Raw genomic sequence first — 25,084 nt, 5'->3', positions numbered from 1 at the left:
CTGCCATTGGCAGCCTTTTTTGTTTCTTTTGAGAGCTAAAATACCCTCTCGTCTAATGCCCGGCGAATACTTCTAAATGAGCTTGTACGCTGAATGCTAAGGATACAGGGTTGTAACCGCCTTCTAGAACCGAAACAACGCGGTTTTGGCTGTAAGTGCGAGCTGCGTCTAGGAGCAACTGAGTAACCCAGCGATAGTCTTCTTCATTAAGCTTAATATCTGCCATAGGGTCTTCATGATGAGCATCAAAGCCTGCAGATATAATGATCATATCTGGCTTATGAGCTTGGATGGCAGGTAGCCAGCGCGACTCAACAAGTTTACGGAATACCATGCCGTCGCTATGAGCATCCATAGGGCAGTTAATGATGTGATCTCGAACAAAATCACAGTAACGCTCTGGATAGAATGGGTGTTGGAATGTGGAGCAAATCAGTACTTCAGGTCTGTCTTTAAAGATATCTACGGTACCGTTACCCTGGTGTACATCGAAATCAAAGATAGCAACACGTTCTATACCAGGCTGCTGTAGGGCATGCATAGCTGCAATAGCAGCATTGTTATAGAAGCAAAATCCCATCGCATTGTTATGCTCGGCATGATGACCAGGTGGGCGCGTAGCGCAAAAAGCGTTTTTAGATTTGCCACTGATTACTCTGTTAACTGCCATTACAGCAGAGCCTGCGGCTAAGCTGGCTGCATGTAAGGAGTGCGGGCAAAGAGCTGTATCATCGTCGGTATACACCACGCCTTGTTCAGGTAGTTTCATCTCCAAGCGCTTTTGATGTAGATGAGCGTGGGCGAGTTGTACTTGTTCAGGTAATACGTGGACGGACTGGATTCGTTCAAGATCCTGCATTAGGCCCGTTTTTTCCAATACTTTCTGGATGGCTACCAAGCGAATTGGGCTTTCAGGATGTTCTGGGCCCATATTGTGTAGGCCGCAATCTTCATGAGTGATAAATGCAGTAGTCATAAGTACGCTTTTTTTATAAGTTTTGTTTAGTTTACCTGAAACCCAAAAAGCAGGATCTCATTACATCGTCTCAATACCTCAAGCCTACACCTTAGAGTTAGATTTTTCTTGATCTGGATCATTAGTGTTTGCATGCCCTCGGGATAGGATGGTTGTCACAGCATAGAACTGTCTTGGCATCGAGTGTTCACCCTACACCCGGTGCTTTTTTTTGTTTGCAGGAAATGCTTTTGTCATATCGAATAGGCTTTTATACTTCCAATATCCTTTTTGCGTATATGGACGGTTGAGTGGCGAAAGTAGATTATTCTGATAAGCAAGTTCTACTGATAGAAAGCAGTGGCAACATGCGATCTACTATCTTCTATATGCTGAGGAGTATGGGCGTTGCCAATCTCAAGGCCGTTACTATCAATGACCGAGTTTTAAATGAAATTTCTGAGAATAACTACGATGTTATTCTTCTCGGTCATAATGTGAATGATAGTGTCACCGGTATCCAATTGCTGGAAGAGTGTCGTTATCGTGGTTTCATCAAGCCTACGGCTTGCTGGATCTTTATGACTAGCGATGCATCTCAAGAAGTTGTATTGCATGCAATTGACAGCCGTCCCGATGATATGATCATGAAGCCGTTTTCGGTGGATGAGCTTAAACATCGTCTAGATAATATCCTTTACCGAAAATCAGTCTTTAAGCCTGTTGATGATGCTCTAGAGATCGGTGATCTACCTGCGGCTATCACTTTCTGTCAGCATAACTTTGCGCCTTATGATCAGGAATATGACGAAGCGCAGCTAATCCTTGCTCGCCTGTTGCTTAAATTTCAGAGGCCGAAAGAATGTGCCAAAGTTGCTGAGAAGCAATATTGGAAAAGCCACGATAAAGAAGCAGGTATCGTTTGGGCAGAAGCTATGCTCCAGCAGGAGCAGTTCAAAGAGGCGAAGGCTCTTCTGCTAGAACTTATTGCAGAGTATCCATTGCTGATTGCTGCATATGATTTGCTTGCTCAGACCCATGAGAAGGAAGGGGATTTGGATCAAGCAAGAGAGGCCGTTGCTGAAGCGACTCAGAAATCTCCTATGGGTATCCCCCGACAGATGGAGTTGGGCCGTTTAGCTACGCAAACGAAACAACTAGATATGGCGGGTGGGGCTTATAAGAAGTCAATCGTCCTGGGTCGGCGCAGCTGTTATAAATCCCCTGATCCTTATCTTCGTCTTGCAAATGTAAAGCGCCTAGAAGCAAAGAATGCCGATGGTGGAATGGCGATAGAGCTTTTCAATGAATTTGAAAATACCATTTCGCAGGCTTACCAGGCGTTTCCGAGGGATGAACAACTACAAGTTCGCGCAGCTCTTCTGAAAAGTGAGATGTACCACCAGGTAGGTGATACCGATGCTGCGAATAAGGCCACGCGAGATGCTCAGCGTATTAATTCAGAACTGGCTACACCTTTAGATCTTGATCGAGAGCTTTTGAGTGTTATGGGTGATGCTGTGCCTATATTGGAGCCTGTTGCGAAGCAGAAGAAAGTGCCAGGTAAGAAACACGATCCTGATATGAGTATTAAAGTGAATCGCTTAGGCGTGAAACACTATTTATCAGGAAAGATGCCTCAGGCGCTCAAATATTTTGGTTTAGCGACCGAATATGATTCCAGCAATGTAAACGCATTGTTAAATTTAGCTCAGCTCTTCTTAGAAACGGCTAGAGATAGCAAAGAGAAGCGCGATGAGCGTATAAAAATGGTTCAGCGATATCTAAAGCTTTCGGAGCGTTTTAGCTTAGAAGGTATTGAGCTTGATAAGCAGCATCAGTTGAAGCGTTACCTAAGCCATGATGTTGCGTTATTGCCTAAAGGCTCATTGGGTAACTTATTGCGGTAAACTCTAAGTCATTGGGGAATGGTGTCCCAGAGAGGATTCGAACCCCTGGCCTGTCCCTTAGGAGGGGACCGCTCTATCCAGCTGAGCTACTGGGACATGCTTTTCGAATTTTCGGAATTCTAGCGAGATTTTCTGATCGAGTCACTAGGTCTAGAAGGTTAGAGCAGTTTAAGCTTTCCCTAAGCTGCTCTGTGCTTTGTATAGTTTTGAGGCGCCAGCTTTGCCATAGAGCTGATCTTGCTTCTTATGACCGCGAACAATAGCGAGTAGTTGATTCACGTTTTGCTGATTACGGTAAATCGCTTGTTCATTACGCTTATTCTTATGCTGCAATTCCTTTAAGTGCTTTTTAATTTCAGCATAAAGTGTGTTGGTCTGCTGTGCTGCTGAGGTATTGTCTTCTGCAGTTGAGTAATCCTCTGAATCCATCTCAATGCCAAAAGACTTTAATAGAGCGACACGTTCCAAAGTAAAGTTATGGAAGTTGTTAATTACGCCCATCTTTTCTTGGGTGATATCACTTAATTGCTCAAGATCTTTACTACTGAGAGCTTCAAGCTCTCTGTCGTAAATAGTGTTAAGTGATTCTAAAAGCAAAATACCCTGCTTGAGCAGGGTATCCAGTTCTATATGTTGTTGTTCGGTCATAGCGAAACTTACAATAGGCTATCGAAGTTCAGCATCTTCTCTGCTACACGTTCAGCATTGATTTGATAGCTGCCACTTTCAATTTCTTGTTTTAGTCGCTCGACACGCTCGCTGTCCACATCAGGTGCATTGGCCAATTGCTTTTCAACATTCTGCAGTGTCTGAGCTGCATTGCTGAGTTTAACTGTATCACCTTTACTGGACGGAGACTGCGCAGGGGCGTCATTGCTACCAGTTTTGGTTGCATTGCTTTCACCTGCTCGTGCACGAGTGCTATTCGTCTGCGACGATGACAGGCCCGTGATGTCGTTGATCATTTTTCCGTCCTCAAACTTGTATCTGAACCAGCTTATCGGCGGCTAATTTGGAAACTTTAGAAAAAATATTTTTTTCTTTAATAAAGCGAGTATAGCAGTTGTAGGTAGATGACACCATGTCGGATTACCTTAGGTTATGGGGTTCGAACAAGCCCAGGCTCAATAACCATAGCTTTAACAATATTGCCAGAACGATCATTTTTAACTTTGATCTGTTGGCCTATAGCGCCGTCCTGTAGTGCTGTTCCTGCAGCTCTAATTGATATACCGCTACGTCTTGCTTCTATGATTACGGCATTTCCTCTAGATACGGCCAGCGGTGGTTTTAGCATGGGTGCAGTAAAAATTGTGCCAGCTGCAATACTTCTTTTCGTAGTCCAGCCTATAATTTCTTCAGTACGGAGAAAATAGGCTGAGCGCAGATTAGTTATATCGACTTCCGAGCGGTGTAGGTGCTGAGAGCTAAGGGGAGTGTTTCGAGGCAGGCTGGTGCTACTGATTACCGCTGTTCCATAGAGTTTAATTTGTGCAGTTACAAATAGCTGCCAAATAGGAGATGGGCACTTAGCTCTAAAGGTGATTCTGCTTCCATTTCCCTTAGGTGATTGAAATTCTAGGGGTTGTTGGCAGTTTTTTAGTTTGATTTTTCGGCTAATCGGGTTAAGTTTGATCTCAGTACGCGCATCTGGCTTGGCTTTTTTGTAGTGTTCTTGCAGAAAAAGCAGCGCCTCCTGCTCTAATTTTTCGGTTTGATCGGCTGCTATAGCGCCGAATGGGGCCAAAAGAACAGTGGTTAGGAGGAAAAGTCGTGTTAAATTATGCTTATTCACGTTGTTGTAACTAACATTATGTTTATGTAACGGCGTACAAACAGAATAGATTTAATCTCTACGGGATTATTAGATCATGTCAGGTATCCTAGATAGTGTAAACCTACGTACCCAAATGGTAGGGCAGAACAGGTTGGAGCTGCTATTGTTTGCTTTGGAATCAGAGCAGCAATACGGCATCAATGTTTTTAAAGTGCGTGAAGTATTGCAGTGCCCCGAGCTTACAGAGGTGCCTCGTCAGACTTCTGCTATTAAAGGTATGGCGCATATTCGTGGCGAGACGATTCCTGTTTTGGATTTGTCAGAAGCTGTTGGGCGTCAAACCGTTCCTCAGGAGCAAAGGCAGGATTGCTTCCTGATAGTTGCTGAGTATAACCGTCGAACACTTGCTTTCTTGGTGCGTAAGGTTGACCGCATATTGAATACTCAATGGGATCAAATAATGGCTCCGCCAACAGAGATCGGCGTTGAGAACTACCTGACCGCTATCTTTGAGTATGAAAATAAACTAATAGAAATTCTCGATGTTGAACAGATCCTTGCTGACCTTTATCCAATGCCTACAGAAGTTAGTAAAGATGTTGCTGATGATACTGTGCGTGAGAAGGCTCGTGATTATCAAATTTTAATCGTTGATGATTCTTCGGTTGCTAGAAATCAGATGCAGCGTAGTTTGGAAAACTTGGGGATTAAGGTTACCTCTTGCAATAATGGCCGAATGGCGTGGGACTTATTGCGTGATATGGCAGATCGCGGTACGGATGTGACAAATCATTTCTTGATGATTATTTCTGATATCGAGATGCCAGAGATGGATGGCTATACATTGACATCTATGATCCGTGAAGATGAACGCATGAGTAATATGCATGTGGTTTTGCATACATCCTTGTCGGGTGGCTTCAACGTGTCTATGGTTAAAAAAGTGGGAGCCGATGGCTTCCTTGCTAAGTTTAACCCGGATGATCTTGCTACAGCTGTCGTACAGCGTATTCAGCAAGTAGAAAAGTAATAAGGCACAAGGTAGGGGTGTTACTCTTTCCATGAGTATTTCCGGTAGATCAAATTTTACGATCACGGATGCTGACTTTGAATTGTTCAGTCGCTTCCTTGAGGATAGTAGTGGGATATTGCTTGCAAAGCATAAGCAATATCTTGTGCAAAGTCGTTTAGGAAAAATTGTTCAGGAAAATAATTGCCCTGGGCTGAAAGAGCTCATTACTAAACTGCAAAGCCCTACATCTAAACGATTGCGTGAACAAGTTATCGATGCGATGACCACTAACGAAACCTTATGGTTTAGGGATGTTCATCCTTTCGATATTTTGCGTGATCGTATCGTTCCTGAAATGCTGAGTCAGGGAATTGGCTCGAACAAAATTAGAATTTGGTCTGCTGCGTGTTCGACTGGCCAGGAGCCTTATTCAATCAGTATGACGCTGGATGAATTTAAGAAAAAAAATCCTGGTAAGTTGGCTTCTGAAGAGATTATCGCTACCGATATTTCTACCCAAGTGCTTGAGCAAGCACGTCGAGGTGAATACGAAATGCTGGCAATAGGCAGAGGCTTGTCCCAAGAACGTCTAACCCAGCATTTCCGTGAAACGCCTAATGGTAGTTGGGCAGTAAAACCGGAAATCAAATCAAAAGTCAGATTTCAGAGTATTAATCTGCTTGGGCAATACTCGTCGATGGGTAAATTTGATGTGATTTTCTGCCGAAATGTGTTGATTTATTTCTCTAGTGAAAAGAAAACTGAGATCTTATCCAAGATGCATGGCGTGTTGAAACCTGGAGGTTACCTGATACTAGGTGCCTCTGAATTCCTTTCTGGCCTTTCCGATAAATACAAAATGATTCATTGTCGCCCAGGTATTATTTATCAAGCTATTTAGTCAGATAGATCAATCTGTTTTCGAAAAAGCCGCTTGCCTAAGGTAAGCGGCTTTTTTATTGCCTCTTTTTTGTTGAGTTAGTTTCCCTTGCCGCCAGCGGCAATTTGGCGGTTTAAGTTTGCCGTTATTAGATGGTAGGTGGTTGTTAATATATGTGTAAAATACTTAACATATTGAAAATATAAGGTTTTATCTGTTTGGCATGCGGTTTGCTTTGTTAGGGGTAATGTTAAATGAGGCAATGAAATGGCAATTAGTTTTGACGCAGCTTTAGGAATTCATGATGACGCACTTATGCATCGTGCTCGTCGTGCAGAGGTTTTAGCTAATAATATAGCCAATGCTGATACGCCTAACTTTAAAGCGAGAGATATTGAGTTTGCTGAAGCGTTAGAGCATGTGTCGACTAAAATGAATGTTAAGCAGGTTGCTACTGCTGCAGGTCACAATACCGAGCTACTCGAGCCTGACCTAGCGGCAGATATGATGTTCCGTATTCCTAATCAAGCCTCTGTGGATGGTAATACTGTAGAAGTTCAGCAAGAGATGGCTCGCTATACTGAAAATGCTTTGGATTACCAGACGTCATTTCATTTCCTGAATAAGAAATTTACTGGTCTTAAATCAGCGATCAAAGGTGAATAATTATGTCATTGAGTAATGTATTTGGAATCGCTGGTTCGGCTATGAACGCTCAGACAATCCGCTTAAATACAACTGCCAGTAATATGGCTAATGCGGAGAGTGTTAGTTCAAGTATTGATGAAACTTATCGAGCTCGAAAACCTGTGTTTGCTGTGCAGCAAGTTGACCCTTTAGCAGAGCCTGAGAATGAATTTGGTATTGCTGCTGGACAAGGTGTACAGGTTTTAGGGATTGTGGAAAGTGAGGCTGAGTTACGTCAAGAATACAATCCTGCGCATCCTATGGCGGATGAGGAAGGATTTGTTTATTACCCGAATGTAAATGTTGTAGAAGAGATGGCGGATATGATTTCAGCTTCTCGATCTTTCCAGATTAATACCGAGATTATGAATACTGCCAAGCAGATGTTGCAGCAGACGATTAGACTTGGGCAGCAATAATTTAAGAAACGAGGTTTTTGGCCATGAGTAACGTTAATGGCGTAAATCAGAACGTTTTTGATCAGATAAATAAAACGAATCAATCTTCTAGTACGCAAAAAAGCAAGACGGAAGAAGACAGTGATATGTTCATGCGACTGATGATTGCTCAGTTGCAGAATCAAGATCCGTCAAGCCCTGCAGATACTACAGATTTTATGCAGCAAATTGCCACTATGTCACAAGTCGAAAGCATCAATCAGCTAAATGTCTCTGTGAATGAGATGTCGCAGTCGATGCTATCGAGTCAGGCCGCATTGCAAGCTTCTTCTATGGTGGGGCAGTCAGTGTTCATCCCTGGTGATACCTCTGAGGTAGGAACTGCTATGAACCCGTTCGCGAAAGGTGCTTTTAATCTGGAAACCAGTGCCTCAGATGTAAGAATTAAGGTTTATAACTCGAGCGGAACTTTAGTTGACAATATGCAGTTAGGAGCGGTTCAGCAAGGCGAGCATGAGTTTGCTTGGCAGATGCGATTTGATGAAGACGGTAATCCAGAGCATCCGCCGGGAGATTACACCTTCGTTATCGAGCGTCTTGAGGATAATGAATATCAAGCGGTTGATACCAATATGGCCTATAGAGTTAACAGCGTAACTCTGGGTGAAAATGGTATCGGTATGAAAGTGAACACTACAGCTGGCACATTTGATATCAGCGATGTGAAACAGATAGGCGTGTGAGGATAAGACTATGTCAGGTTTTAATACAGCCGTTAACGGCCTAAAAGCGGCTACTACAGATCTCGATGTAACAGGCAACAATATTGCGAACGCGAGTACTGTCGGTTTCAAATCATCTCGAACTGAATTTGGTGATATCTACGCAACGGCAGTTGTAGGGGCTGGTTCATCAAACGTTGCCGGTGCTGGTGTAACAGTAACGGATATCGCACAAGACTTTAAAGCGGGCACGATACAGTTTACAAACAATAACCTTGATTTGGCTATTAATGGTTCAGGCTTCTTTCAGCTAGATGATGGTCAAGGTAGTACTACATATACTCGAGCGGGCTCATTTGAGTTAGATAAAAATGGTTTCGTGGTATCTAAGACTGGTGCTTTTCTTCAGGGGTATGGCCTTGATTCAGAAGGTAACCGATTGCCTATCGATAATTTGGCAGTTACCCAGAAAGAAAGTCCACCAAAAGCTACAGAAGATATTGATCTTTCTTTCAATATTGATTCTAGGGAAGATGCCGCAACGCTATTGCCAGATTACGATAAAGATGAGCCTGGTTCATTTACCTATAGTACAACAATTAGAACGTTCGATAGTTTAGGTAATGAGCATACAATTAAGTTTAATATGGCAGAAGCGCGTCCTTATCAAGCTCAGCAGCAGGTTACTGGTATTGAGCTGAATGATGAGATCTCAGGTGTTCAGCTTGATGCTGCAGATTTAACTGCGTTGGCTGATTTGGACTTGGCGGCTGTCCCGCCTGGTCCAGGTTACCCTTATACTTTAGATTCTTTATCCTCAGCGAATGCTGACCCTAATATATCTGCGGCAGGCGCTTTCTTTGACAAAATGACGGATCCGATCAATGGTGATGCGCGTATTCAAAGTATCATTGTAAATGGCCCTGATGATATTACTATAAGGTTTAAATCAGAATATCCAGAGCCTGATCTAGTACAGTTAGTTGACGCTGATGCTGGTGGTGAGCTTGGAGTAGTAGAAGTTGCAGAGATTGCTGCAAATGAAACTTATACATTTCCAATAACGGGTTCTACAGTTGATGATTTAGTACTTGAAGTCGGCGGTATCACTTTACCTGCGATCCCTTCTGGATCAACTGACGATCAAATAGGAGCAGCTATCACTGCATCAGAGGCCAGAATTAAAGATGCCAACCCTGATGTTGAGTCGGTTATTTACGATAACGTCAATAAGCAAGTTACTATCACTTATAAAGCTGAGGCCGGTGATATCAATGGCAGTGAAGCCTTAACCTTTGTTGCGACTTCTGGTACCAATCAGATTGGTACACCTACGATTAAAGATGGTGATAACTCCTTCCAAGGTGTGTACCGAATGTTTGCCTACCTGAACGGAACAGAAACTCTTGATATTGGTAAGGCGCTTGATCCAGGTGAGGCAGGTACAGGTACAGAACCGGGACCAATACTGATTAAGTTTAATCCGTCAAATGGTTTGTTGTCTGGAATCAATGGGCAGCAGTTCTCAGTAGGTGCGGTGGTACCGGGTATAACTATTGTTGGTGCTGACCCTGCAGATGCGACTACTGAAATTACGTTGGATATTACCAATACAACCCAGTTTGCATCGGCATCTATAGTGAAGGCTTCGCAGCAAGATGGCTACACTAAAGGGGACTTGATAGGTGTCACTTTTAGTGGAACGGGTGAAATGGTCGCAAGTTTCTCCAATGGCCAAAATCAAGATTTAGGTGTTGTTGCAATTGCGACTTTTGAAAACCAGTCAGGTTTGTCTCCTTCCGGTGATACAGAATGGACAGCAACATTCAGCTCCGGTAATGCAATTGTGAACCCGCCGGGTACTGGTCTAAATGGTACGTTGCAGTCTGCTGCTCTTGAACAATCAAACGTTGATTTGTCGGCAGAGCTTGTAGCGTTGATTGAGGCTCAGCGAAACTTCCAGGCGAATTCTAAGACTTTGGAAACACTAAATACAGTTACTCAGAATATTCTTCAGATTTAATCTGACTGCGTAATTTTTCTTCAAAAAGACTGCTTAAGCGGTCTTTTTGTGTTTCTGGCATACCATTTGCTTTATCTATCCCATATAAGAATTCAACGAGATGCGGCAATGCCGCTCAAACGAGAAGATAAAGATGGATAAGGTTCTATATTTAGCAATGAGTGGCGCCAGAGAAAATATGCTGGCTCAGCAAGCTCATGCCAATAACCTTGCAAATGCAAATACCTCAGGCTTTAAAGCGGATTTGGCTCAAGCCCGCGCTATGCAGGTGTTTGGGGAGGGGCATGCCTCTCGAGTTTATGCCCAAACTGAACGTCCCGCGACAGATATGACAAGTGGGACGCTAATTGAAACTGGACGTAAATTGGACATCGCTGTAGCTGGTGATGGTTGGTTTTCTGTAATTCGTCCAGATGGTACAGAGGGGTATACTCGTGCCGGCTCACTGCAGATCAATGCCGCTAACCAGTTGGTTACAGGAAGTGGCTTGCCGGTAATGGGCAATGGCGGAATTCCTATTGTATTGCCGCCTTTCGAAGAAATTGAAGTATCTACCAGTGGAATAATTACTATCCGCCCATTAGGTGAAAATGCGGCAGAGCTGTTGGTGGCAGATCAAATTAAGCTTGTAAATCCAGATCCTCAAACTCTCTTCAAAGGCCCTGATGGCTTGATGACAAATGGTGGTGAGCCTGAGTTGGCTGACCCTAATGTCCGTATCCGCTCAGGCTATATTGAGTCAAGTAATGTAAATGCTGTAAGCGAATTGACGGGTATCATATCGACTTCACGCCAATTCGAAATGCAAATTAAAATGATGAAAACTGCAGAAGAAAATTCAGAAACTGCAGCAACAATTTTGAAAATATCTTAATAATCACCTGAGGATCGAATAATGCACGGTGCACTAAGCGTAGCTAAAACTGGAATGACCGCTCAGGATACAAATCTGAAGGTGATTTCTAACAACTTGGCCAACGTATCAACTGTTGGTTTCAAGAAAGATAACGTAGTTTTTGAAGATCTGATGTATCAGATTCGTCGTCAGCCAGGTGCTCAAACAGCAGAAGAAGCACAGCTGCCATCAGGCTTGCAAATTGGTTTAGGTGTTCGGACTGTAGGAACACAAAAGCTGTTTTCTGCAGGTGATATGGAAGTAACTGGTGAGCCATTTGATGTAGCAATCAATGGACGTGGTTTTCTTCAAGTAACGTTGCCAAATGGGGATACCGCTTATACACGTAATGGGCAATTACACTTAAATAGTGACAACCAAGTGGTTACCCCTGAGGGGTATTTGCTCGAGCCTGAGCTTACATTGCCTGATGATGTACTTAATTTCTCTATTGGTACAGATGGAATCGTTACTGTTACAACTCCTGGTAGCCCGCAAGGTACACAGATAGGGCAAATGCAGCTAGCTGACTTTGTTAACCCTCAGGGCCTACAGGCACAAGGTCAAAACCTTTATAGCGAAACAGCATCTAGTGGTGCTCCAGTAGTTAGCAATCCAGGGGAGAATGGTACGGCAGTACTTATTCAGGGGTCGTTAGAAAATTCAAATGTAAATTCAGTAGAAGAGCTGGTGGATATGATTACAACCCAGCGAGCTTACGAAATGAATTCGAAAGTTATCTCCACTGCTGATGAGATGCTTTCTTACGTTAGCCAGCAGCTTTAATAGGTTATTGAGGCTTTAACAATGAAAAAATTTATCACTGCTTTTGTATCGATCACCTTTTTGCTTACAGGCTGTGTGCAGAAACAGGTTAAACCTAATAATCCTGAGTATGCTCCAGTGGTTCCGCAGGCTTTAACGCAGCCTGCACCAATGAATGGCTCAATTTATAACTCTGCAACGAGCATAAATTTGTATGGGGATGGTAGGGCTCACAGAATCGGCGATATATTGACTATTACCTTACAAGAAAGCACAAGTTCTCAGAAAAGTGCGACTACAGAATTGGATAAGTCTAGTAGTTTGACGTTGACTCAGCCAACTATATTAGGAGATGCGGTATCACTTAATGGCAAGCCTCTAAGCGCCTCGATTACTGGTCCAACAACAACGTTTGAAGGGGAAGGCTCTTCAGATATGAGCAATAACCTCACAGGTAATATTACGGTCACCGTTCATAACGTTTTGCCAAACGGTGTTCTATTGGTTAAAGGGGAAAAATGGTTAACCCTAAATCAGGGCGATGAATATATCCGAATCAGCGGTATGGTTAGACCTCAGGATATTGGCTCAGACAATACCGTTGCATCGACTAAGCTTGCAGACGCGCGAATTGCTTATAGTGGTACAGGAGCTGTGAATGACACTAATGTCATGGGCTGGGTATCTAAGTTCTTTATTAGTGCGTTAATGCCATTCTAAGGGGAATGATGATGAAAAATACATTAATTCTCGTAACTTGCATGCTAGTGACGATTGTTGCAGAGGCAAGCCGTCTTAAAGATATGGTAAGTATTTCTGGTGTTCGTTCTAACCAATTAGTTGGCTATGGTTTGGTTGTTGGTTTGGATGGTACGGGTGATAAAACTTCATTTACCTCACATACATTCCGCAATATGTTGAATAATTTTGGTGTGGCGATTCCATCTACGATGAATCCGTCTTCTAAAAATATTGCTGCAGTGGCAATTCATGCCGATCTTCCAGCTTTTTCTAAACCTGGACAGCAAATCGATATTACAGTTTCAGCCATTGGCGATGCAAAAAGTTTGCGTGGTGGTAGCTTGCTAATGTCTCCTTTGAAGGGGGCTGATGGCCAAGTTTATGCGGTAGCTCAAGGTAATTTGGTTGTATCTGGTTTTGGTGTTCAGGGAGCTGATGGTTCTCGTCTATCTTTGAATGTACCAAGCGTAGGTCGGATACCGAATGGTGCGACAGTTGAGCGAGCTGTACCAAGTGGCTTTACTCAAGGAGATAGCTTGGTATTGAACCTTCACCGTCCTGATTTCACTACATCTCGCAGAGTTGCTGAAGAAATTAACCACTTATTAGGGGCGGGAATGGCTGCTTCAATGGATGCTACTTCAATCCGAGTAAGAGCGCCTCGTGATCCTAATCAACGTGTTTCTTTTCTCTCTGTTCTTGAGAATTTAAATGTAGAGCCGGCGAAAGATTCCGCCAAAGTTGTGATTAACTCACGTACAGGCACCATCATCATTGGTCAAAATGTTCAAGTATCCCCTGTGGCTATTACCCATGGCGGTTTGACAGTCGCAATCGCAGAAGCTGCTGATGTGAACCAGCCAAATCCATTAGGTGGTGGCCAAACGGTTGTTACCCCACGTACTGGTATTGAAGTTGATGAAGGCTCTGGTCATATGTTTGAATTTTCGCCTGGTGCTAACTTGCAGGACATCGTCGAAGCGGTAAATCAGGTTGGAGCTGCTCCAGGTGATTTGATGGCTATATTGGAAGCGCTGAAACAGGCGGGTGCCTTAAAAGCTGAATTGGTGGTGATCTAATGATTAAAACAGGCGCAGGCAATAATGCTCAACTCTATTCCGATCTAGCTGAGCTTCAGAAATTAAAAGCTAAAGCTAAAGGCGATAGTGATGAAGGTCTGCGTTTGGCTGCTCAGCAATTTGAGCAACTTTTTGTAAGCATGTTATTGAAATCTATGCGTGAAGCTAATGCCGCATTTGGTGAAGACAACTTCATGAATAGCAGTCAAACCAAAATGTTTCAAAGCATGTATGACAATCAGATTGCTCTGGAGCTGTCGGGATCCCAAGGTATTGGATTGACAGATGTTCTAGTTAGGCAGCTTGGTGGTCAGGTGGATAAAGAAAAGCCTGAACTTAAACCACTAGATACAAATAGCCGGGAACTTAATAGAGCTTTTGATCAGGCTGCGTCGGTTGCTGCTGCGGCACTTTTAGCGAAGGCTGAAGGCCAAGAAAATCCTCCTGGGATTACGCTGACGGAAGAGCAGAAAAGTACGGTTAAAGAAGTTTTTGAATCACAGTTAGCTGCAGCTAAAAAAGTAGCAGATGAAAATCTTCCTGATCGTTTTGAGTCTCCAGAAGAATTTGTTGAAAAGCTAATGCCGTTAGCTGAGAAGGTGGCTGGCGAGTTAGGTGTTGATCCTCGAGTTCTACTTGCGCAGTCTGCTCTAGAAACTGGTTGGGGAAAATTTATGGTTCGATCTGCAGACGGTAGCAATGCAAATAACCTTTTCAATATAAAAGCAGATCGACGCTGGGATGGCGAAAGTGCGCAAGTTTCCACTTTGGAATACAGAGATGGTTTAGCGCAAAAGGAAAAGGCTTTCTTTAGAAGCTATGACAGCTATGAAGACAGCTTTAGAGACTATGTTGATTTTCTGAAAACTAATCCACGTTACAAGGTTGCGTTGGAAAGTGCAGATGATCCATATAAATATGTGCAGCAATTACAGGAAGCAGGTTATGCAACTGATCCTAATTATGCTGACAAGATTAAAAATATTTTTGAGGGAGCTCTGCTCGCTAGTCGAAGTGATGGATCTAAAGAGGGTTAAGTAATAGTCGATAAGCTATTACATAACTCTCCTCGGTTCATCTTTAGAAGCAGACCAAATCTCAAAAGGAGTTCTCATGTCTTTCGGTTTACTATCTTTAGGCACACAAAGCCTACAGGCTAACCAAACGGCTCTGACAGTTACAGGTCAGAATATCAGTAATGTGAATACGGAAGGGTATAGCAGGCAAAGACCTGTCTTCCTTTCTCGTGAAGATCAAGCTGGGGTATTGGTTAATGACGTAGATCGTATAGCTGATGAGTTTCTGAACAAGCAGATTTGGTCTGATAGTTCGACCTACAAAAGTTTTGAGATCTATCGTGATTATGCGAACGAGCTGGATAACTTAATGGCATCTGATGTCACGAGTGTATCTAAAGCGATGGATGATTACTTTGGTGCATTACAGACTGCTGTTGATGATCCAGTAAGCCTGCCAAACCGCGAACTCTTTCTTGCGCAAGCAGATGCCTTGGTACGACGATTTAATGATCTTGATTCAAATATTCGACGCCAAAATGAAACTATCAATGGGCGGCTGGAAAGTGCTACTGCAGCAGTAAATACCATTGCTCAGAATATTGCGCAGTTGAATGATGATATTCGTATTGCTACAGCTGCGGGGCAAGTTTCCAATGAGTTATTGGATCAACGTGATGCAAAGCTTGAAGAGTTATCTGAATATATAGGTTTTACTACGATTAGCGAGCCTTCTACCGGCGAGGTCAGTGTATTTGTCGGTAACGGCGAGCCTTTGGTGGTGGGATTATCTGCTAATAAACTAGTTACTTCTTTGAACCCTGCAGACAGCAGTATGCTGAATATTTCCTTGAAAACTGGGAATAATGAGGCTGATATAACTAGGCAAGTATCTGGCGGGATTATTGGCGGCACTTTAACTTACAGGGATACGACACTAAATCAGTCTCTTGATGAGTTGGGCCGGATCGCTTTGGTTTTTGCTGAAACAATGAATGAACAGCACCAAAAAGGTATCGATCTTGATGGTAATGCTGGTGGCCTTTTGTTTACGGATATTAATGCACCTGCGGTTACCCAGAATAGAGTCATAGCTTATAGAGATAATGGATCAACAGTAAATTCGACAGTCATTATAAATGAAGCTGATAAACTCCAAGCATCAGAATATAACTTGATTTTTAATGATACGGGGACATTTACTATTACCCGTGAGTCTGATGGTATGCGTTGGGAAAGTAATACTCTTAATTTACAATCGGATGTATCTGATGTTGATGAAGATGGCGAATATGCATATGACCCTTTAACTGGTGAATTAGATTTACGGATAGATGGATTTAGCCTAAGTATGCGTACAGATACTGGCTTTATTCCGGGTGATCAGTATCTAATTCGCCCGACTCGAAATGCAGCTTCTGAAATTGAGTCGGTCATCACAAATGGACGTCAACTAGCATTGGCTGCGCCATTGGCAGTGGCTGAATCAGGATCTAATCAAGGTACAGGTGAAGTTGAAGTAATCATTACGGATCCTGAGTTTGCTACGTTGTCTAATGTTGAGAACACATTAACACCTCCAGCAACTGCAGGATTAGCAGTTGTTGATCCTGCGGTTACGCCTTTAACGTTCCAAGTTTCTGATTATACGAAAATTAATAACTTATCTTTTCCTATAAGTGTGGAGCATTTAGCACCTGGTACAGGTAGTTATGAAGTTAAAGACAGTACGGGAGCCACTATTTTTGGTCCAGCTGTGCCCGCTCCAACTGCGACAGAGATAGATCTTGATGCAGCTTATGGTTTGACCTTAACCGTTGGCGGAACTGGATCGCCGGTTGGTGTGTCTTCAATCGAGTACGACTCAACGTTAATTGATGACAATAGGTTAACGCCTCCTCTACAGGTTGCCTTTTTACCAGAGCTAGAAGGTGCTGCGAATACTGGGAATCAGTTTGTATCTTTACCTGCAGATTTAAACGTTACTACAGGAACTACAGGTTTAACTTTTTCATCTGATGCAGTCAGCCTAACTGATGCCGAAGAAGTTGGAAGTGTAGGTTATCCCTTAACCTTTGATTCTTTAGGGGGAGGGAATTATCAGGTAACTCCTGCGTCAGGAGGTCCTTTTGTTGTAACTGCTTCAGTATCAGGTACTGATGTTGTTTTTGATATGACAGATCAGATTGGCCTGAAAATAAGTGCTACTGGGGTTGTTGATGGCGCAGGTTTAAATAGCTTTACGGTACAGCCTGCAGATGTAAATAAAGTAGAGCATACTCCTGTTTTTACAGCGCAAACGGGTAGCCCTTCTGCAACAGGTTCTATTGAAGCAAGAGTTACCGACACTGCATTGGTTGGTGCCGCGCAATATCCTCTAACGGTTACCTATACAAATGTGCCAGCGGGTACTTATGAGGTTGCTGATACAGCAGGAAACACGCTTTATTCAGGGGTGGCTAATGCTGATGGCAACCTTTCATTGCCAAGCCTTGGCCTAGATATTCATGTAGATACAGATATTGCTGTCAATGATACGGTGATGATCGCTCCTGAGCAGAATTCTAATATTAATAGTGCAGCAACTATCAATAACATACGAGTAACCGATGAGCGTTTAATGGGGGCTGTTACCTTCCCTGTTCAGGTTGTTTATGACGGTGGTTCAAGTACTTATGTAGTTACCGATTCTGCAAACCCTTCAACAGTTTTGTTTAATGGCGGGGCTCAATCTGGAGCCTTGGACATGACGAAAACGTTTGGTTTTGCGATTGATGTTAATAACCCTCCTGAAGTGCCGGGGAATGGTGATAGTTTTATTATTCAGCACTCTCCCGACTCAAAAGAAGCTGCTTATGTTGTCCTAACCGATGCAGATGGTGATCGTGTTGTACGTGAATATGAGCCTAACACGCCAATAGCGTTATCTGGCTATGAGGTTGTTATCAATAATAGACCTCAAGTAGGGGATACTTTTCAGGTTACCCTAAATACTGGTGGGGTTTCAGATAACAGAAACTCCCTCTTAATGTCGGATCTTCAAGCGGCAAAATTGATTGATGGTGCTTCTTATCAGGATCAGTATGGACTGAATGTAGAACGAGTAGGTTCAGAAGCAGCTGTCGCACAGGTAAATGCTAAGGCTGGTAAATCAGTTTTAGATGCAAATATTGCAACGCGTGAAGGGATTTCAGGTGTTAATTTGGATGAAGAAGCAGCGAAACTGGTTCAGTTTCAACAAGCTTATCAGGCTTCTGCTCAGTTGATTCGGGCAGCACAGACAATTTTTGATACGCTGCTTCAAAGTGTATAGGAGATAGAAAATGAGAATTTCTACTCAACAAGTCTTCCTTAGTAATGTTGATAATATCAATAAAACTAATAGTGAACTTTTTAAGACACAAAACCAATTATCGACGGGGAAGCGTATTCAGCAGCCTTCTGATGACCCGCTTGCTTCTGCTCAAATTCAAAAGTTCAAAAAAGAAATAGCTAGGACTGAGCAATATAATAGCAATATTGAAGTTTCGCGCCGTCGTTTAGAGTTGGAAGAGAATACGCTGGAGCAAATTAATAACATTTCTATAAGACTTAAAGAGTTAGCGATCCAAGGTAAAAATGGGGTGCTTTCCCAGACGGATCGGTTATCTATATCCTCAGAAGTTGGTGAGTTGTTAGGTCAGTTAGAAGGTTTAATGAATACAAAAGATGTGCAAGGGGAGTTTTTATTTTCCGGGCATAAAGGATTCACAAAGCCTTATGAATATAATGCTGCGCTTGATAGTTATGAATATTCCGGTGATGACGGCCAGCGCTCCATTCAGATAGGACCAGAAAATAAGATAGCTTCGACTGATTCAGGTTTTGATATCTTTGAGACGGTGCCAAAGATTTCTGGGTATGTTGATGCAGTGATTACCCAAGATAATAATCATATTGATGATGTCGCTCTGACTAAAGACAATGCGGATGCATTTGATCAGTTTATTACCGACAACGGTGAACTGACGTTTACTTTCTCAGGCGGCAACTTAACCGTAGTGAATGCAGCAGGTCAGCCTATTACGGCCGATAATCCGTCGGTAGTATTGAATAACTTTGATTTGGCTTCTAACCCTACTCATCCAGTCATACAGATTGGAGGGGTGGATATTACGTTAGATAAAATCATTGATGGGACTGCAACTTTAGGATCTAAATCCCAGCATAATATTTTAGATACTGCGAAAGATATGAAGGATGCATTGGATAATGCTGACTTTACAACAGCCACTGGTAAGCAGGAATTTACCGAGACAATGGATTTTGTACTGGATAATTTGAATGGTATTCAGGAAAAGCTCATTGGCGTAACGACCAGTATTGGTGGACGACTTAATGCCTTAGAACAGCAGCAGTCTGTTAATGAAGATTATGAACTCTTCACAACTGAAGCTTTATCTTCCTTTGAAGATCTTGACTATAACGAAGCAATAAGCCGGTTCCAGCTACAGCAAACCGCTTTACAGGCCTCGTATGCAAGTTTTGCACAGGTTAAGGATCTGAGCTTATTTAATTACATAAACTAATAACTTCATTTCTTTAAAAGCCGGCTCTTAGCCGGCTTTTTTGTCTTTATATTGCAGTGCAATATGGCTGTGACGAAATATGTCATTGCGGCTGCTCTTAATTGTTATTTAGAGCCCAGTTTATACAATAAATAAAGCGCCATCTAATATTGGTTGCCATTTTTTGTCACTAAAACTGGTAAGTTTTGTTATTGGCGGATTACGACCTTTGAACCATTCTTAAATACATACTGTATTGGTGCTCGGCACCACTTATCCGCATAAGCGGAGCGATAATAAGAATGAGGAAAACGTCATGCCAGAATACAAAGCTCCCCTCCGTGATATGGACTTCGTATTAAACGAAGTGCTTAACGCTGAGCAGCATTACCAGAGTCTTTCAGGTTGCGAGGATGCTACGCCTGATATGGTAGCCGCGATCATGGAAGAAGGTGCTAAGTTTGCTGAGCGTGTTCTATCTCCGTTAAACCAGATTGGTGATCAGCAGGGCTGTCAGTGGAATGATGGTGCTGTTAAAACTCCTGAAGGTTTTAAAGAAGCTTACGACCAGTTTGTTGAAGGTGGTTGGCCATCACTAGCACATGAAGCTGAATACGGCGGCCAAGGTCTTCCAGAATCTATCGGCATCATTGTGAATGAAATGGTCGGTACGGCTAACTGGTCTTGGAGTATGTATCCAGGTCTAAGCCATGGTGCAATGAATACTCTACATGCCCATGGTACAGAAGATCAGAAACAAACTTACCTGACTAAATTGGTATCCGGCGAATGGACGGGCACTATGTGTCTAACTGAGCCTCACTGTGGTACTGACTTAGGTATGCTGCGCACTAAAGCAGAACCTCAAGGCGATGGCAGCTACAAGATCTCCGGTACCAAAATCTTTATCTCTGCCGGTGAACATGATATGGCAGACAACATTGTGCATATCGTATTGGCACGTCTGCCGGATGCGCCTGAAGGTACCAAAGGTATCTCTCTATTTATCGTTCCTAAGCACCTGCCAGAAACTATAGGTACAGATAACGGTGTTAGTTGTGGCTCTCTAGAGCACAAGATGGGTATTCACGGTAATGCGACTTGTGTCATGAACTTTGATGAGGCGACGGGTTACCTAATTGGGCCAGAGAATAAAGGCCTTAACTGCATGTTTACCTTTATGAACACTGCGCGTCTAGGTACAGCATTACAGGGCTTGGCGCATGCAGAATGGGGCTTTCAAAACTCATTAGTGTATGCCAAAGATCGTTTGCAGATGCGCGCTCTAAATGGCCCTGCTAACCCAGAAAAAGCGGCCGATCCAATTATTGTGCACCCTGAAGTTCGTAAAATGTTGCTGACTCAGAAGGCTTTTTCTGAAGGTGGTCGTGCAATGATCTACTACTGTGCTCAGCTGGTAGATAAGGTTGAACGAGCTGAAGGCGATGAGAAAAAACAAGCCGATGCATTGCTTGCCTTCCTAACTCCGATCGCAAAAGCATTCCTAACTGAAGTTGGTTTCGAATCCGCTAACCACGGTCTTCAAGTCTTTGGTGGTCATGGCTTTATCGCAGAGTGGGGTATGGAGCAAAACGTACGTGATAGCCGTATCTCAATGCTGTATGAGGGTACCACTCAGATCCAAGCTTTAGATTTGCTAGGCCGTAAGGTATTGATGACTCAAGGAGAATCTCTAAAAGGCTTTACTAAAATCCTGCATAAGTTCTGTCAGGCTGAATCTGACAACAGCGATCTACAACAGTTCATCAAACCGCTAACTGAGCTGAATAAAGAGTGGGGTGATCTCACTATGAAGATCGGTATGAAAGCGATGCAAAACCGCGATGAGGTGGGTGCTGCTTCTGTCGATTACCTAATGTACTCAGGTTATGTTGTATTGGGTTACTTCTGGGCGCGTATGGCTAAAGTGGCTCAAGAAAAGTTAGCTGCAGGTGAAGGTGATGCTGCTTTCTACCAAGCTAAACTGACTACAGCACGTTTCTATTTCCAACGAATCCTGCCGCGTACTCGTGGTTTGGTTGAAACAATGCAATCAGGGGCAGATAACCTGATGGATATGGATCAAGAACACTTTGCTTTCTAGTCGAGGTATAGACGTGAAGAAAGCACTTAATAATCCAGTAGGCCGCACGCTTTTACGCGGCCTCTTAAAACTCAACGCAAAACGTTATGCGTTAAAGAATAAAAATGACAAAGAGGTATCTGAAATGTCCGACTTGAATGCAGTTTTTACTGAAATGAAAAATCGTTTTAATGCCGATGCTGCAGCTGACACAGATGCAATTTTTCAGTACGACATTAGCGATGGTGACTCCTGGTTTGTGACAGTGAAAGAGGGTAACTGTGATGTGGCGGAAGGTGTTAGTGATGACGCTACCGTGACATTGACAATGGACTCTATTACTCTCGAAGAGATCATGTCGGGTGAAACGGATGGTATGCAGGCGTTCATGGCGGGTCGAGTACAAGCTGATGGTGACATTATGCTAGCGACAAAATTGGCTGTACTTTTTCCCGTAGCCTAAAATTACCGACATAGATCCCTTATAAAAATAATTACATGAGGAACCTTAGATGCAGCAACTTCCTGCCGCCGATACAATTCCGGCTGATATAAATCATTACGGTTTTAAAACTGTTCCAGATGTTCTTGCGCATGTGCAAAAGAACTTTGGCCCAAAACCGGCATTTACCAGCTTTGGACGCACGATTGATTACAACGAATTGGATCGTTTATCCGCGGCGTTTGCTGTTTATCTTCAGCAAGAAACTAACTTGCAGCCAGGTGATAGGGTAGCGATCCAGCTACCTAACCTGATTCAGTACCCCATTGTATTATTTGGTATTTTGCGTGCAGGGCTGGTGGTTGTGAACACCAATCCGCTGTATACCCCGCAAGAGATGCAGCACCAGTTTAATGACTCCGGTGCGAAGGCACTGATTATCCACAAGAGCATGGCGCACAATGCTGAAAAGATTTTGGATAAGACGCAGATTGAAACCCTATTTGTGACCCAAGTAGGGGATCTACACGATTTTATTAAGCGTAATCTTCTCAATGCTGCGGTTAAGTACTTGAAGAAGATGGAGCCAGATTACAATCTGCCTCAAGCGATTCCGCTTCGTTCTGCATTCTACAAGTATGATGGTCAGCAACCGAATCCGGTCAAAGTTGAATCCTCTGATGTTGCTGTCTTGCAGTATACCGGTGGTACAACAGGCGTTTCTAAAGGTGCGATTCTTACTCATGCCAACCTGATCTCTAACATGTTACAAGCGCAAGAGCGTTTAACCGTTCCCGGTGTTGATTGGACAGAAACGGTGATCTCACCGCTACCGCTTTATCATATCTACGCTTTCACCGTTGCTCAGGTGGTTTCGTTGATGGGTGGTCATAGTGTCTTGATTCCAAACCCAAGGGATATTCCAGGGTTTATTAAAGAGATGCAGAAGTGGCGCATGAGTACTTTTGTTGGTCTAAATACGCTGTTTGTTGCGCTGTGTAACGATGAAAACTTTGCCCAAGTCGATTTCAGTAATCTGAAATTTACAGCGTCAGGTGGTATGGCGCTGAATCCTTCTACGGCGGTGCTTTGGAAAGATAAAACCGGTTGTGACGTTATAGAGGGCTACGGCCTAACCGAAACCTCTCCAGCGGTGTGTTTCAACCCACCCGATGATAACCGCACTGGCACAATCGGGCTGCCGATGGTTCACACCGATGTTCGTATTATTGGTACGGATGGTCAGGACGTGGTCCAAGGTGAAGCCGGCGAACTTTGTGTTAAAGGCCCGCAGGTTATGCGAGGTTACTGGCAAAGAGAAGAGGCGACCGCTTCCTCATTTACCGATGATGGTTACTTTATCACCGGGGATATCGCCACGATTGATGAGGAAGGCTATTTCCGCATCGTCGATCGTGCTAAAGATATGATCATCGTATCTGGTTTTAATGTCTATCCAAATGAAGTAGAAGATGTCATTACCCAGCACCCTGATGTTGTGGAATGTGCAGCTATTGGCATTCCAGATGATAAGACTGGCGAGATCGTTAAAGTCTTCGTGGTTAGCAATAATCCTGATCTATCCCGTGAGGATGTTAGGGATTGGTGTAAAGATAAACTGACTCGCTACAAGGTGCCAAAGCAAGTCGAGTTTGCTGAAGATCTGCCAAAATCCAATGTCGGTAAGGTGCTTCGTCGTCTGCTAAAACCTTCTGCAGATGATAATGCCAACGCAGCTTAAAGCAGAATAAAGGGAACTGATAAGTATGCCTTTATCTCGACCAACTCGGCGTGAAACTCATCATAATCGAACTGTGATGTGTAATGGTTATCTTCGTGATGATGGTTTATGGGATATTGAAGCCCGTATGACCGATGTTAAAACGCGAGATGTGGATAACCCTGAGCGCGGTGGTTATGTTCCAGCAGGCGAAGCGTTTCATGATATGAGCATTCGCCTGATCCTCGATAAAGGTCTACTGATCAAACAGGTCGAAGCTTGTATAGATTATTCTCCGTTTCGAATCTGTAAAAAAGTTGGTGCAGCGTATGCGCAACTGCAAGGTACACGTATCGGACCTGGCTGGCTGCGCATAGCTAAAGACCGTGTAGGTGGTGTTGCGGGTTGTACGCATATGAATGAACTTTTACCTGTTCTGGCGACGACTGCTATCCAATCTATCTGGCCGAGTAGCGATAAAGGTGTTCTCGCTCAAGGTGCTGAGTTTATGCTTGATAGTTGTCATTCGTGGGGGCGAAGCAGTGAGATGGTTCGCGAATACCTGCCAGAACATTATCAGCCTGCGACAACCGTTAATGTAGTAGAGGAGCCTAAATAGTGGCTACCGTTTTAACCGAAAAGCAGGGTTCTGTTTTCGAGATAAATCTAAACCGACCAGATAAGAAAAATGCGCTGACGTTGGCAATGTATGTCGAAATGACTGCGTTACTGAAGCAAGCAGCGGAAGACCCTAATATTCATGTTGTGCTTTTTAGAGCGCAAGGTCAGTCTTTCTGTGCGGGTAATGATATTAGCGATTTTGTATCTGCAGCGCATAACCCTAATATTCTGCAAGATGTATTGGTGTTCTTGCATACACTGGCAAGTTTTCCTAAGCCAATCATCGCAGCGGTGCATGGCGATGCCGTTGGTATAGGCACGACCATGTTATTGCATTGTGACCTCGTTGTTTCTGCAGATAATCTGCGTTGTAAAATGCCTTTTGTGCAGTTGGGCTTAATACCGGAAGGGGCGTCTACTTTGTTGTTTCCACAACTAGTAGGGCATCGACATGCTTTTGAGCTGCTGGTTGAAGGTCGAAGTTTTGATGCTATCAAAGCTGAGCAACTTGGAATTGTGAATCAAATCACAGAACCTGATCTGCTGCTAGAAACAGCCCGGAATCGCGCTAAAAAGTTATCTGATAGCCCTGTTGATTCGGTTATTGCAGCTAAACAGTTGATGAAAGCAGAAACCTTAAAGTCCGTTCACCAAGTGATTGATAGTGAAGGGGCATTGTTTTATCAGCGCTTGTTATCTGAAGAAGCGCAAAAGGCATTTATGGCCTTCCTGCAAAAATAATATGCATTTTTAATATATAGATCTTAAATATTAGTATTTACTAATCTATATGAAATTGTATAATGGCCTC

At 43.3% G+C, this 25,084-nt stretch carries 23 protein-coding genes and 1 tRNA gene; 19 read left to right on the top strand and 5 right to left on the bottom strand.

Going from position 1 to position 25,084, the window contains the following annotated elements; translation table 11 throughout:
• Positions 1-52: 52 nt before the first annotated feature.
• Positions 53-976 (bottom strand): histone deacetylase family protein, encoded by a 924-nt coding sequence (locus tag ACMXYU_RS14215; RefSeq protein WP_415899194.1) that lies wholly within the window; start codon positions 974-976, stop codon positions 53-55.
• A 290-nt stretch (positions 977-1,266) separates the two neighbouring features.
• On the opposite strand from ACMXYU_RS14215, the gene ACMXYU_RS14210 reads away from it, so the two are divergent.
• On the top strand, positions 1,267-2,865 hold the full coding sequence (locus ACMXYU_RS14210; protein WP_415899193.1) for a response regulator: 1,599 nt from the start codon (positions 1,267-1,269) through the stop codon (positions 2,863-2,865).
• A 19-nt stretch (positions 2,866-2,884) separates the two neighbouring features.
• Here ACMXYU_RS14210 and ACMXYU_RS14205 read toward each other — a convergent pair.
• The 4 genes from ACMXYU_RS14205 to flgA all read right to left on the bottom strand — a co-directional run bounded on the left by ACMXYU_RS14205 (position 2,885) and on the right by flgA (position 4,660).
• Positions 2,885-2,961 (bottom strand) — tRNA-Arg (locus tag ACMXYU_RS14205).
• Between the two features lie 72 nt (positions 2,962-3,033).
• Positions 3,034-3,513: a flagella synthesis protein FlgN gene (locus ACMXYU_RS14200; protein WP_415899192.1), complete on the bottom strand. Its 480-nt coding sequence runs from the start codon at positions 3,511-3,513 to the stop codon at positions 3,034-3,036.
• Positions 3,514-3,521: 8 nt separating this feature from the next.
• A complete protein-coding gene (flgM, locus tag ACMXYU_RS14195; RefSeq protein WP_415892523.1) occupies positions 3,522-3,830 on the bottom strand; it encodes a flagellar biosynthesis anti-sigma factor FlgM in 309 nt (102 codons plus the stop codon).
• A gap of 134 nt (positions 3,831-3,964) precedes the next feature.
• Entirely contained in the window at positions 3,965-4,660 is a 696-nt protein-coding gene (flgA, locus tag ACMXYU_RS14190) for a flagellar basal body P-ring formation chaperone FlgA (RefSeq protein WP_415899191.1), read from the bottom strand.
• Positions 4,661-4,736: 76 nt separating this feature from the next.
• On the opposite strand from flgA, the gene ACMXYU_RS14185 reads away from it, so the two are divergent.
• From ACMXYU_RS14185 to ACMXYU_RS14100, 18 genes are all read left to right on the top strand, one after another.
• Entirely contained in the window at positions 4,737-5,672 is a 936-nt protein-coding gene (locus ACMXYU_RS14185) for a chemotaxis protein CheV (RefSeq protein WP_415899190.1), read from the top strand.
• Between the two features lie 31 nt (positions 5,673-5,703).
• Entirely contained in the window at positions 5,704-6,555 is an 852-nt protein-coding gene (locus ACMXYU_RS14180; RefSeq protein ID WP_415899189.1) for a CheR family methyltransferase, read from the top strand.
• Positions 6,556-6,801: 246 nt separating this feature from the next.
• Complete coding sequence (gene flgB, locus ACMXYU_RS14175; protein WP_415882405.1) at positions 6,802-7,200, top strand: flagellar basal body rod protein FlgB; 399 nt, start codon at positions 6,802-6,804, stop codon at positions 7,198-7,200.
• A 2-nt stretch (positions 7,201-7,202) separates the two neighbouring features.
• Positions 7,203-7,640 carry a flagellar basal body rod protein FlgC gene (gene flgC, locus ACMXYU_RS14170; protein ID WP_415899188.1) on the top strand — a complete coding sequence of 146 codons (438 nt, stop codon included), beginning with the start codon at positions 7,203-7,205 and terminating at the stop codon, positions 7,638-7,640.
• Between the two features lie 23 nt (positions 7,641-7,663).
• Entirely contained in the window at positions 7,664-8,362 is a 699-nt protein-coding gene (locus ACMXYU_RS14165) for a flagellar hook assembly protein FlgD (protein WP_415899187.1), read from the top strand.
• 10 nt (positions 8,363-8,372) lie between these two features.
• Entirely contained in the window at positions 8,373-10,364 is a 1,992-nt protein-coding gene (locus ACMXYU_RS14160; protein WP_415899186.1) for a flagellar hook protein FlgE, read from the top strand.
• Between the two features lie 133 nt (positions 10,365-10,497).
• Positions 10,498-11,238 carry a flagellar basal-body rod protein FlgF gene (flgF, locus tag ACMXYU_RS14155; RefSeq protein ID WP_415899185.1) on the top strand — a complete coding sequence of 247 codons (741 nt, stop codon included), beginning with the start codon at positions 10,498-10,500 and terminating at the stop codon, positions 11,236-11,238.
• Between the two features lie 21 nt (positions 11,239-11,259).
• Complete coding sequence (flgG, locus tag ACMXYU_RS14150; protein WP_415899184.1) at positions 11,260-12,045, top strand: flagellar basal-body rod protein FlgG; 786 nt, start codon at positions 11,260-11,262, stop codon at positions 12,043-12,045.
• Between the two features lie 21 nt (positions 12,046-12,066).
• Positions 12,067-12,744, top strand: coding sequence for a flagellar basal body L-ring protein FlgH (gene flgH, locus ACMXYU_RS14145; protein WP_415899183.1), 678 nt, complete (start codon positions 12,067-12,069; stop codon positions 12,742-12,744).
• An 11-nt stretch (positions 12,745-12,755) separates the two neighbouring features.
• Positions 12,756-13,844, top strand: a complete 1,089-nt coding sequence (locus ACMXYU_RS14140) for a flagellar basal body P-ring protein FlgI (RefSeq protein WP_415899182.1) — start codon at positions 12,756-12,758, stop codon at positions 13,842-13,844.
• Positions 13,844-14,881 carry a flagellar assembly peptidoglycan hydrolase FlgJ gene (flgJ, locus tag ACMXYU_RS14135; RefSeq protein ID WP_415899181.1) on the top strand — a complete coding sequence of 346 codons (1,038 nt, stop codon included), beginning with the start codon at positions 13,844-13,846 and terminating at the stop codon, positions 14,879-14,881. Before ACMXYU_RS14140 ends, flgJ begins: the two co-directional genes overlap by 1 nt.
• 76 nt (positions 14,882-14,957) lie before the next feature.
• Positions 14,958-18,173, top strand: a complete 3,216-nt coding sequence (flgK, locus tag ACMXYU_RS14130) for a flagellar hook-associated protein FlgK (RefSeq protein WP_415899180.1) — start codon at positions 14,958-14,960, stop codon at positions 18,171-18,173.
• Positions 18,174-18,183: 10 nt separating this feature from the next.
• A complete protein-coding gene (gene flgL, locus ACMXYU_RS14125) occupies positions 18,184-19,428 on the top strand; it encodes a flagellar hook-associated protein FlgL (RefSeq protein ID WP_415899179.1) in 1,245 nt (414 codons plus the stop codon).
• Between the two features lie 295 nt (positions 19,429-19,723).
• Positions 19,724-21,511: an acyl-CoA dehydrogenase C-terminal domain-containing protein gene (locus ACMXYU_RS14120; RefSeq protein ID WP_415899178.1), complete on the top strand. Its 1,788-nt coding sequence runs from the start codon at positions 19,724-19,726 to the stop codon at positions 21,509-21,511.
• 13 nt (positions 21,512-21,524) lie between these two features.
• Positions 21,525-21,953: an SCP2 sterol-binding domain-containing protein gene (locus tag ACMXYU_RS14115; RefSeq protein WP_415892507.1), complete on the top strand. Its 429-nt coding sequence runs from the start codon at positions 21,525-21,527 to the stop codon at positions 21,951-21,953.
• Between the two features lie 49 nt (positions 21,954-22,002).
• Positions 22,003-23,673, top strand: coding sequence for an AMP-binding protein (locus ACMXYU_RS14110; protein WP_415882392.1), 1,671 nt, complete (start codon positions 22,003-22,005; stop codon positions 23,671-23,673).
• Between the two features lie 25 nt (positions 23,674-23,698).
• Positions 23,699-24,271, top strand: a complete 573-nt coding sequence (locus tag ACMXYU_RS14105) for a DUF2889 domain-containing protein (protein ID WP_415899177.1) — start codon at positions 23,699-23,701, stop codon at positions 24,269-24,271.
• Entirely contained in the window at positions 24,271-25,014 is a 744-nt protein-coding gene (locus ACMXYU_RS14100) for an enoyl-CoA hydratase-related protein (protein WP_415899176.1), read from the top strand. The genes ACMXYU_RS14105 and ACMXYU_RS14100 overlap by 1 nt, the downstream gene beginning before the upstream one ends.
• Positions 25,015-25,084: the final 70 nt, after the last annotated feature.

The sequence above is a fragment of the Neptuniibacter sp. QD48_11 genome (assembly GCF_047778095.1).
GTDB lineage: Bacteria > Pseudomonadota > Gammaproteobacteria > Pseudomonadales > Balneatricaceae > Neptuniibacter.
The sequence above is the reverse complement of the archived record's forward strand: the minus strand, read 5'-3'. Positions and strand labels throughout refer to the sequence as shown.

What these genes read in the sequence shown, in the direction of transcription:
- ACMXYU_RS14215 (WP_415899194.1), bottom strand. Translation starts at nt 976, where the DNA reads ATGACTACTGCATTTATCACTCATGAAGATTGCGGCCTACACAATATG.
- ACMXYU_RS14165 (WP_415899187.1), top strand. Translation starts at nt 7,664, where the DNA reads ATGAGTAACGTTAATGGCGTAAATCAGAACGTTTTTGATCAGATAAAT.
- flgF (WP_415899185.1), top strand. Translation starts at nt 10,498, where the DNA reads ATGGATAAGGTTCTATATTTAGCAATGAGTGGCGCCAGAGAAAATATG.
- flgH (WP_415899183.1), top strand. Translation starts at nt 12,067, where the DNA reads ATGAAAAAATTTATCACTGCTTTTGTATCGATCACCTTTTTGCTTACA.
- ACMXYU_RS14180 (WP_415899189.1), top strand. Translation starts at nt 5,704, where the DNA reads ATGAGTATTTCCGGTAGATCAAATTTTACGATCACGGATGCTGACTTT.
- flgL (WP_415899179.1), top strand. Translation starts at nt 18,184, where the DNA reads ATGAGAATTTCTACTCAACAAGTCTTCCTTAGTAATGTTGATAATATC.
- flgK (WP_415899180.1), top strand. Translation starts at nt 14,958, where the DNA reads ATGTCTTTCGGTTTACTATCTTTAGGCACACAAAGCCTACAGGCTAAC.
- ACMXYU_RS14110 (WP_415882392.1), top strand. Translation starts at nt 22,003, where the DNA reads ATGCAGCAACTTCCTGCCGCCGATACAATTCCGGCTGATATAAATCAT.
- flgB (WP_415882405.1), top strand. Translation starts at nt 6,802, where the DNA reads ATGGCAATTAGTTTTGACGCAGCTTTAGGAATTCATGATGACGCACTT.
- ACMXYU_RS14200 (WP_415899192.1), bottom strand. Translation starts at nt 3,513, where the DNA reads ATGACCGAACAACAACATATAGAACTGGATACCCTGCTCAAGCAGGGT.
- ACMXYU_RS14160 (WP_415899186.1), top strand. Translation starts at nt 8,373, where the DNA reads ATGTCAGGTTTTAATACAGCCGTTAACGGCCTAAAAGCGGCTACTACA.
- flgM (WP_415892523.1), bottom strand. Translation starts at nt 3,830, where the DNA reads ATGATCAACGACATCACGGGCCTGTCATCGTCGCAGACGAATAGCACT.
- flgC (WP_415899188.1), top strand. Translation starts at nt 7,203, where the DNA reads ATGTCATTGAGTAATGTATTTGGAATCGCTGGTTCGGCTATGAACGCT.
- ACMXYU_RS14140 (WP_415899182.1), top strand. Translation starts at nt 12,756, where the DNA reads ATGAAAAATACATTAATTCTCGTAACTTGCATGCTAGTGACGATTGTT.
- ACMXYU_RS14105 (WP_415899177.1), top strand. Translation starts at nt 23,699, where the DNA reads ATGCCTTTATCTCGACCAACTCGGCGTGAAACTCATCATAATCGAACT.
- ACMXYU_RS14120 (WP_415899178.1), top strand. Translation starts at nt 19,724, where the DNA reads ATGCCAGAATACAAAGCTCCCCTCCGTGATATGGACTTCGTATTAAAC.
- flgG (WP_415899184.1), top strand. Translation starts at nt 11,260, where the DNA reads ATGCACGGTGCACTAAGCGTAGCTAAAACTGGAATGACCGCTCAGGAT.
- ACMXYU_RS14185 (WP_415899190.1), top strand. Translation starts at nt 4,737, where the DNA reads ATGTCAGGTATCCTAGATAGTGTAAACCTACGTACCCAAATGGTAGGG.
- flgJ (WP_415899181.1), top strand. Translation starts at nt 13,844, where the DNA reads ATGATTAAAACAGGCGCAGGCAATAATGCTCAACTCTATTCCGATCTA.